Source organism: Paragemmobacter kunshanensis (genome assembly GCF_011059185.1).
Classification (GTDB): domain Bacteria; phylum Pseudomonadota; class Alphaproteobacteria; order Rhodobacterales; family Rhodobacteraceae; genus Paragemmobacter; species Paragemmobacter kunshanensis.
Window position 1 is genome coordinate 1 of record NZ_JAALFE010000056.1, and the last position, 6,828, is coordinate 6,828.

General features: G+C 64.7%; 8 protein-coding genes and 1 pseudogene. 7 read left to right on the top strand and 2 right to left on the bottom strand.

Annotated features, from left to right (window positions below; translation table 11 throughout):
- Nucleotides 1-789: pseudogene (locus G5V65_RS21295) on the top strand (hypothetical protein); the annotation flags it as partial.
- A gap of 13 nt (nt 790-802) precedes the next feature.
- Nucleotides 803-1,222: an acyl-CoA transferase gene (locus tag G5V65_RS21300; RefSeq protein WP_101918866.1), complete on the top strand. Its 420-nt coding sequence runs from the start codon at nt 803-805 to the stop codon at nt 1,220-1,222.
- Between the two features lie 58 nt (nt 1,223-1,280).
- Here G5V65_RS21300 and G5V65_RS21305 read toward each other — a convergent pair whose 3' ends face one another.
- Complete coding sequence (locus G5V65_RS21305) at nt 1,281-1,484, bottom strand: hypothetical protein (protein ID WP_165054542.1); 204 nt, start codon at nt 1,482-1,484, stop codon at nt 1,281-1,283.
- Nucleotides 1,485-1,528: 44 nt separating this feature from the next.
- A complete protein-coding gene (locus tag G5V65_RS21310; protein ID WP_165054545.1) occupies nt 1,529-1,906 on the bottom strand; it encodes a thermonuclease family protein in 378 nt (125 codons plus the stop codon).
- A gap of 138 nt (nt 1,907-2,044) precedes the next feature.
- Here G5V65_RS21310 and G5V65_RS21315 point away from each other — a divergent pair, with 138 nt between their 5' ends.
- The 5 genes from G5V65_RS21315 to G5V65_RS21335 form a co-directional block, all read left to right on the top strand.
- Nucleotides 2,045-2,989 carry a phage tail tube protein gene (locus G5V65_RS21315; protein WP_165054546.1) on the top strand — a complete coding sequence of 315 codons (945 nt, stop codon included), beginning with the start codon at nt 2,045-2,047 and terminating at the stop codon, nt 2,987-2,989.
- A gap of 2 nt (nt 2,990-2,991) precedes the next feature.
- Complete coding sequence (locus G5V65_RS21320; protein WP_165054548.1) at nt 2,992-3,429, top strand: hypothetical protein; 438 nt, start codon at nt 2,992-2,994, stop codon at nt 3,427-3,429.
- A gap of 50 nt (nt 3,430-3,479) precedes the next feature.
- Nucleotides 3,480-3,659 (top strand): DUF7697 family protein, encoded by a 180-nt coding sequence (locus tag G5V65_RS21325; protein WP_165054549.1) that lies wholly within the window; start codon nt 3,480-3,482, stop codon nt 3,657-3,659.
- Nucleotides 3,652-6,114: a phage tail tape measure protein gene (locus G5V65_RS21330; protein WP_165054550.1), complete on the top strand. Its 2,463-nt coding sequence runs from the start codon at nt 3,652-3,654 to the stop codon at nt 6,112-6,114. The genes G5V65_RS21325 and G5V65_RS21330 overlap by 8 nt, the downstream gene beginning before the upstream one ends.
- On the top strand, nt 6,107-6,828 hold a 722-nt coding region (locus G5V65_RS21335; protein WP_165054551.1), incomplete at its 3' end, for a hypothetical protein. The genes G5V65_RS21330 and G5V65_RS21335, both read left to right, overlap by 8 nt.

Consider the following 6,828-nt stretch of genomic DNA (forward strand, 5'->3'; position numbering starts at 1 on the left):
GCCGTCAACGCCATGATTTATATGCGAAATATCACGATTACGACAGCGAAATCAGCGACTTACTTGGAGAATGTGGGTGAAGGCTCCTTCGGATACAAGGGATTACACATTGACTTGAAGCTAAATGAAACTCGAAAAGGGATGGCAGAATACCGACTCTATGCGGAATACCCTTTTGAGCTTCAGATCCGCACCGTAATACAAGATTCCTGGAGCATTCTGGATCATAAGATTAAGTATAAGAAATCCATACCGAATAGCTTGAAAAGGCGCATCAATACTTTGGCAGCGCTTTTTGAGTTGGCCGACAGGGAATTTCGTGCGATCCGTGATGCGACTCGCATTGAGCTTGAGCAGACCGAAGAGATTTATCCTCAGATCGAAGCCGAAACGAAAGATGCTGAGGTGAGCGCGTCAGACGGAGGCGACCCTGAGCAAGCGGTGCAGCCAGGCCGCTATGCTCCACTTAACGCCTTCTTCTTCCTGAGGATCGCGCAGCATTTCTTCCCAAAATTTGAATTTGAGTCACACAAGGTAGATGGGTTCACTCAAGAGATTATTTCTTTGAAACCGAACATAAGTCGAGGAAAGTTCAACTTCTATCTGCGAGAGAAATTTTCAACGATAAAGCAGTATCAAGAGGAGTTTGAGAAATCTGGGGAGCGAATGAACCCGTTCACCATGATGCGACACTGTCTTTATGCCGGTGATAAGGAAGTATTCTCCGCAATCTTGACCGATACAGCGCGAGACCGGTTCGACAAATGGCTAAACGATCAGAAGAAGTGAAGCTGACCGAGATATGCCCACCACTCGCGAAACCATCCTCACCGCGCTGCACACGCGGCTCTCGGCGCTGCCCGCCACCACCCTGCGCGGTCACGTGCTTCCCGAACGTGTGCCTGCCGCTGGTCTCCTGATCCTGCGCGATGGAGAGCCGGGGGAGCCGGAGGTCACTCTTTCGCCCCTGCGATACCACTACCAGCACCGGGCCGAGATTGAGGCGGTCGTTCAAGGTGCCGCTCGTGACGCCGCCTTCGACACCCTTTGCGCCAGCGTCGGAGCCGCGATTGCCGCCGACCACACGCTGGGCGGCCTCTGCGACTGGGTCGAGGCGGAAGCGCCACGGCCGGTCGATCTGCCGGTCGAGGGTGCTGCCAGCCTGAAGGCAGCGGTGATCCCCGTTGTCCTGCACTACTCGATGGCCGACCAGTTGGCTTGATGCCCATTTAGCGGAAAACCATGCGTCGTTAGGACAGGAGCGTGATCCACCAAAACAGTCAGGCATTGCGATCGGGAGCGTCGCCCAGCACCCACAGCAGAAAGACGGCCAGAATGGGCGAGAAGAAAAGGCTCACAAGAACCCAGCCTATGGCACTGCGTCCTCTCGCTTCCGCCATCCTGGCGGGCAGCAGGATGAATAGCCAAAGGGTGATGTAGAGAGCCGCCAGCCCGAAGATCAGAAAGAAGATCCCTTCGATCATGCTCCGGCAGCTCCTCGCGATGGTAGGTTCTCTGCCATGCCCGCTCAGCAGGTTCCGTAGAACCCGCGCGAATACCGGCAGTACTCGGTGGCAGCGCCGGAGCGGATCATCTCGTCCGCGATGTCGCGCCCATCCGGCAGGAAACACTGCCCGACGAGACGTCCGTACCGATCAATGTCCAGAACGTTGCACCGCAGGGTCTTGCCGGAGATCAGGCTGCGCAGCGTGGCAGTTGCGTTGGAACCACCTTTCTGGTCCCATTCCGGCGCATCGAGCCCCCAGACACGGATCCGACGCGACTCGCCACTCAGGGTGAAGGTGTCGCCGTCGAGGATCTTGCTGACCCGCGCCTCCAGCGCGATTGACTGCTGCGCTTGTACCTCAGTCTTGGCCATGAATGCCGCTGCAATCGCGAGCGCCATCAAGAGAATTGCCGCGCTACGCAACGGACGCGTGAAGCGGCGAATGAGAAATCGACCAATCATCTGGACAGATGACCCGATTGTCGACCCCGCCGCAAGACATCCACCAGATATTCAAAGAAGTGAGGAACCCCTTCCATGGCACGTGCGCAAGGCGCGCGAGCGCAGATGGCGCTTGCGTTCGAGACCAGTTACGGCACCCCGCCTGCAGGCGGCTTCACGAAGATGCCGTTCGCCAGCACCACGCTGGGATCGGAGCAGCCGCTCCTGAACAGTGAGCTCCTGGGATATGGCCGCGATCCGCTGGCGCCGATCAAGGATGCGGTGACTGCGGACGGCAACGTGGTCGTCCCGATCGATGCTGCGGCCTTTGGCTTCTGGCTGAAGGCCGCCTTCGGGGCGCCGGTGAGCACCGGCGCTGCACCGGGGACGTTCACACACGAGTTCCGCTCCGGCGCCTGGTCCTTGCCATCCATGTCCATTGAGACCGGCATGCCCGAGGTGCCGCGCTATGCGATGTACTCAGGCTGCGTCCTCGACAGCCTGAGCTGGCAGATGCAGCGCTCAGGGCTGCTTACCGCGACGGCCAGCCTCGTGGCGCAGGGCGAGGCCATCGCCAGCACCTCTGCCGCAGGCTCACTGGCGGACCTTGAGCTCCAGCGCTTCGGGCATTTCAACGGGGCGATCACGCGCAATGGCCAGCCGCTGGGCAACATCATCTCGGCGGAGATCACCTATGCCAACAATCTCGACCGGGTGGAGACCATCCGTTCGGATGGCCGCATCGACGGGGCAGACCCTTCCATCGCCGCGCTGACCGGCAAGATCGAGGTGCGCTTCGCCGATCAGGTGCTGGTGAACCAGGCCATCGCGGGCGATCCTTGCGCCCTCACATTCGCCTATGTCCTGCCCTCCGGCGAGAGCTTCACCTTCACCGCGCATGCCGTCTATCTGCCGCGACCGCGCATCGAGATCCCGGGGCCGCAGGGCATCCAGGCCACCTTCGACTGGCAGGCCGCGCGGGATGCCACGCTGGGCCGAATGTGCACCGCCATGCTCGTCAACGACATCGAGGAGTATTGAGCATGCTGCGCCTGAACCTCGCCCGTGAAGCGGAGTGGCTCGACCTTGCGCTGGGCGTGCGCGTGAAGGTCGAACCCCTGACTACCGCCATCATGGTCGCCGCCCGCACCGATCCGGCCGTGCGCGGCATCGCCCCCGGCACGTCCGACGACAGCATCGCGGTGATCTTCGCCAAGGCCATCGCCGCCCGCGCCATCGTCGATTGGGAGGGGGTGGGTGATGCCGATGGCAACCCTATCCCGGTCAGCCCCGAGGCCATCGACGCCCTTCTCGATCTCTGGCCGATCTTCGAGAAGTTCCAGACGGTCTATGTCGCCAAGGGTCTGGAGCTCGAGGCGGAAAAAAACGTCTCACCGCCCTCGCTGACTGGGTCTTCGGTGGGGGCGAAGGGTACTGCCAAGCCTGTGAAGGGCGCTGCCCGGACTGCCCGCAAATCCTGAACGCCCCACTGAGCCATGAGGGCTGGCAGGTCTGGGATCTGGCGCAGCGCATGGGCGGCCAGATCCGCGCCATCTCCGGCGCTGTCCTCGGCTGGGACATGACGGCCGCGCTGGCCATGGCCTCGGCCATGGGCATTTCCCCGCGCGCCGTCGTCGAACTGCTGCCCGTGATCGAGGCCGTGATGGTGCGCAAGCTGAACGAAGAGAGAGAAGGTCGCCGCGATGGCTGAGAAGCGCGTTTCTGTCCGCCTCGCGGCCGTCGGCGGTCGCCAGGTGCGCGCCGAGCTGGAAGGGATCGGCGAGGCCGGGACGCGCGGCTTCGGGCGCCTGTCGCGGGAGATGGAGGCGGCCAACACCCGGCTTGCCGCCTTCGCGCGCCGTGCCGGGATCGCCATGGCTGTGGCTGCGTCCGCGGCCACCGCAGGCCTTGGCATCATCGTGCGCAATGCGGCCCAGAGCGCCGACCAGATCCGGCAGTTCGCGCAAGTGGCAAACGCCACACCTGAGAGCTTCCAGCGCTGGGCGGCCGGGGCTCGCACGGTCGGGGTCGAGCAGGACAAGCTGGCCGATATCCTCAAGGACGTGAACGACCGGGTCGGGGATTTCCTGCAGACCGGCGGCGGGCCGATGAAGGACTTCTTCGAACAGATCGCCCCGCGCGTGGGCGTGACGGCTGAAGAGTTCGCGCGCCTCTCGGGACCGGAGGCGCTGCAGCTCTACGTGACCTCGCTCGAGAAGGCGGGGCTCAGCCAGCAGGAGATGACCTTCTATCTCGAGGCCATGGCCTCGGATGCTACACGCCTTCTGCCGCTTCTGCGCGATGGAGGGGCCGAGATGACCCGTTTCGGCGATCAGGCGCGTGCCGTTGGCGCGATCCTCGACGGCGAAGCGCTGTCCTCGCTGCGCCAGACCCAGATCGCGCTGGGCAGTCTCGGCATGGTCTTTGACGGGATCCGCAACCAGATCGCCGTCGCTGTGGCGCCTGCCATCACTTGGCTTGCCGAAGCCTTCGTGGCGCTGGCCTCCGAAGGCGGCGCGCTGCGGACGGCACTCGATGCGCTGGGCGAGAACCTGGGGCGCATGGCCTCCTATGCCGCGGCGTTCGTGGGCGTCATGGCGGGCCGCTGGGTCGCGGGGCTGGCTGCAGCAGCGCTCTCCGTCCGGGGGCTTGCGACGGCTTTCGTCGTCCTGCGCGGCGCGCTGATCCGCACCGGCATCGGGGCGCTGATTGTCGGCGTGGGCGAGCTCATTTTCCAGTTCGGACGGCTGGTGCAAGGCACGGGCAACGTCGGGGCCGCACTGGGCCTCCTCGGCGACGTGGCCCGCGAGGTCTGGGACCGCATGAAGCTTGGCATGGTCGCGCTGGGTCTCTCGATCATGGCGGGCTGGGCCGAGATCAGTGCGGGCATCACCGCCGCGCTGCAGACCGGGCTCGAAGCGGTGGTGGGCTTCGGGAACGCGACGCTGAACACGTTTCAGGGGGCGATGGAGGCGGTGAAGGTGCTCTGGTCGGCGCTGCCTGCCACCATCGGCGAATTCGCCTACGGCGCGGCCAATGCGCTGATCGGCGGGGTCGAGTCCATGCTGAACGGCGTAGCGGCACGGATCGACGGCTTCCTTGCAGGCATCAATGCCGGTCTCGATGTGCTGGGAATCGAGAAACGCGTGCCGCTGATCGGGACCATCGAGCTCGGCGGGATCGAGAACCCGTTCGAGGGGGCTGCGGCCAATGCCGGGGCGGAAGCGCGTGCGGCCTTTGAGGCGGCCTTCAACAGCGATCCTATCGCGCCGCCCGATCTAGGCCTGACCACCGCAGCCGAGGCAGCGCGGGGCGAGGCCGCACGTCTGCGCGACATGATGGGTGAGGTGGCGACGGCCGCCACGGCGCCGCTGCAATCCGTGGGCGCTCTGCGGGATGCGGTTTCGGCGTCCGGCACCGAAGCAGCGGCGGGGCTCGAGGACGCACGCACAGCTTCGACGGGCCTCGGTACTTCCCTGCAGGGTGCCGGGGAGGCCGCGGAAGCCGCTGGCAGTTCCGGGCGCGGCGCAGGCAATGCGCTGCGCGAAGGGGCCGACGCGGCCAAGAATGCCTGGGAGGCCACGGCCGAGGCTGTGCGCAAGGCGCAGGAGAAGTCGCGCGAGATCGCCCAGGGCCTTGCGCAGGACATCACCGGCCCTATCAAGGAGGCCCTGACCTCGGGCGAGTTCACCTGGGAGACCTTCGCCGGGGCGATTTCGCGGATCGCGCAGAACCTCGCCACCCGCCTGATCGATCTGGCCTTCAAGCCGATCGAGAATGCCCTCATCAACGCCTTCTCTGGCGGCGGCGGCTTCTTCGGTAGCCTCTTCGGCTTTGCCAAGGGCGGGGTCTTTGCCGGTGACGCAGAACTGACTGCCTTCGCCCGGGGCGGTGTGGTGAACCGGCCAACGGTGTTTCCCTTCGCCAAGGGCGTGGGCCTGATGGGCGAGGCTGGGCCCGAAGCCATCCTGCCCCTGCGGCGTGGCAAGGGCGGCAGGCTCGGCGTGGAGATGAATGGCGATGGTGCAGCCCCAGCGGCATCCATGTCGACGCGGATCATCAACGTGCTCGACCCCTCCGTCGTCGGCGACTACCTCGCCACGCCTTCGGGCGAGCGGGCGATCCTGAACGTGATCCGCCGCAACCGAGGGGCCATCAATGCCTGAGCCCCTCTGGCCCTTTCCGGCGGCGCAAGAGATCACCGAAGTGTTGGAGTGGCGCACCGATGTGCTGCAGTCCCAGGCTGGCGAACAGCGCATCGCGTTAAGGTCCCGTCCCCGCGAGATCGTCACCTTCCAGCATCGTTGCGATGCGCCGGGCATGGCGCGGGTGGCAGAACTGGTGCGGGCGGGGTTTGTCGGCGAATGGGGGGTGCCGCTCTGGCACATGGCGGTGCAACCGACGGCAGATGTGGCGCAGGGGGCGACCGAGATTGCCGTCGACACCGGCGTGGCGGATTTCCGGGCGGGGGACGCGGTGGCCATCGCGGTGGATGGGCGCGAAGCATCACTTGCGGAGATCGTCGATGTGGAGGCGGATCGGCTGATCCTTGTGGAACCGCTGGGTGTGCAACTGCCCGCACCAACCGTGGCCGCTGCGCGCATCACCGTTGCGCCAGTGCGGGCGGGCGTATTGTCTGCCCCCGTCGAGATCGCACGTCGCCGACAGAATGACGTCATGGTCACGACTACCTTCCTGCTGCGCGATGCTCCTGATCTGTCCGCACCGATCATGCCGACCTATCTCGGCTGTCCGGTCCAGACCGACCCGAGCCTGACTCGTTCGCCGATCACCGCCAGCCTGCGCCGCGCCGTCGAATACGTCGACAACGGCTTCGGGCCCGTCGTGGTGGAACCGTTGCGGGATCTGCTCGAGAGGGG

What these genes read in the sequence shown, in the direction of transcription:
- G5V65_RS21300 (WP_101918866.1), top strand. Translation starts at nt 803, where the DNA reads ATGCCCACCACTCGCGAAACCATCCTCACCGCGCTGCACACGCGGCTC.
- G5V65_RS21305 (WP_165054542.1), bottom strand. Translation starts at nt 1,484, where the DNA reads ATGATCGAAGGGATCTTCTTTCTGATCTTCGGGCTGGCGGCTCTCTAC.
- G5V65_RS21310 (WP_165054545.1), bottom strand. Translation starts at nt 1,906, where the DNA reads ATGGCGCTCGCGATTGCAGCGGCATTCATGGCCAAGACTGAGGTACAA.
- G5V65_RS21315 (WP_165054546.1), top strand. Translation starts at nt 2,045, where the DNA reads ATGGCACGTGCGCAAGGCGCGCGAGCGCAGATGGCGCTTGCGTTCGAG.
- G5V65_RS21320 (WP_165054548.1), top strand. Translation starts at nt 2,992, where the DNA reads ATGCTGCGCCTGAACCTCGCCCGTGAAGCGGAGTGGCTCGACCTTGCG.
- G5V65_RS21325 (WP_165054549.1), top strand. Translation starts at nt 3,480, where the DNA reads ATGGGCGGCCAGATCCGCGCCATCTCCGGCGCTGTCCTCGGCTGGGAC.
- G5V65_RS21330 (WP_165054550.1), top strand. Translation starts at nt 3,652, where the DNA reads ATGGCTGAGAAGCGCGTTTCTGTCCGCCTCGCGGCCGTCGGCGGTCGC.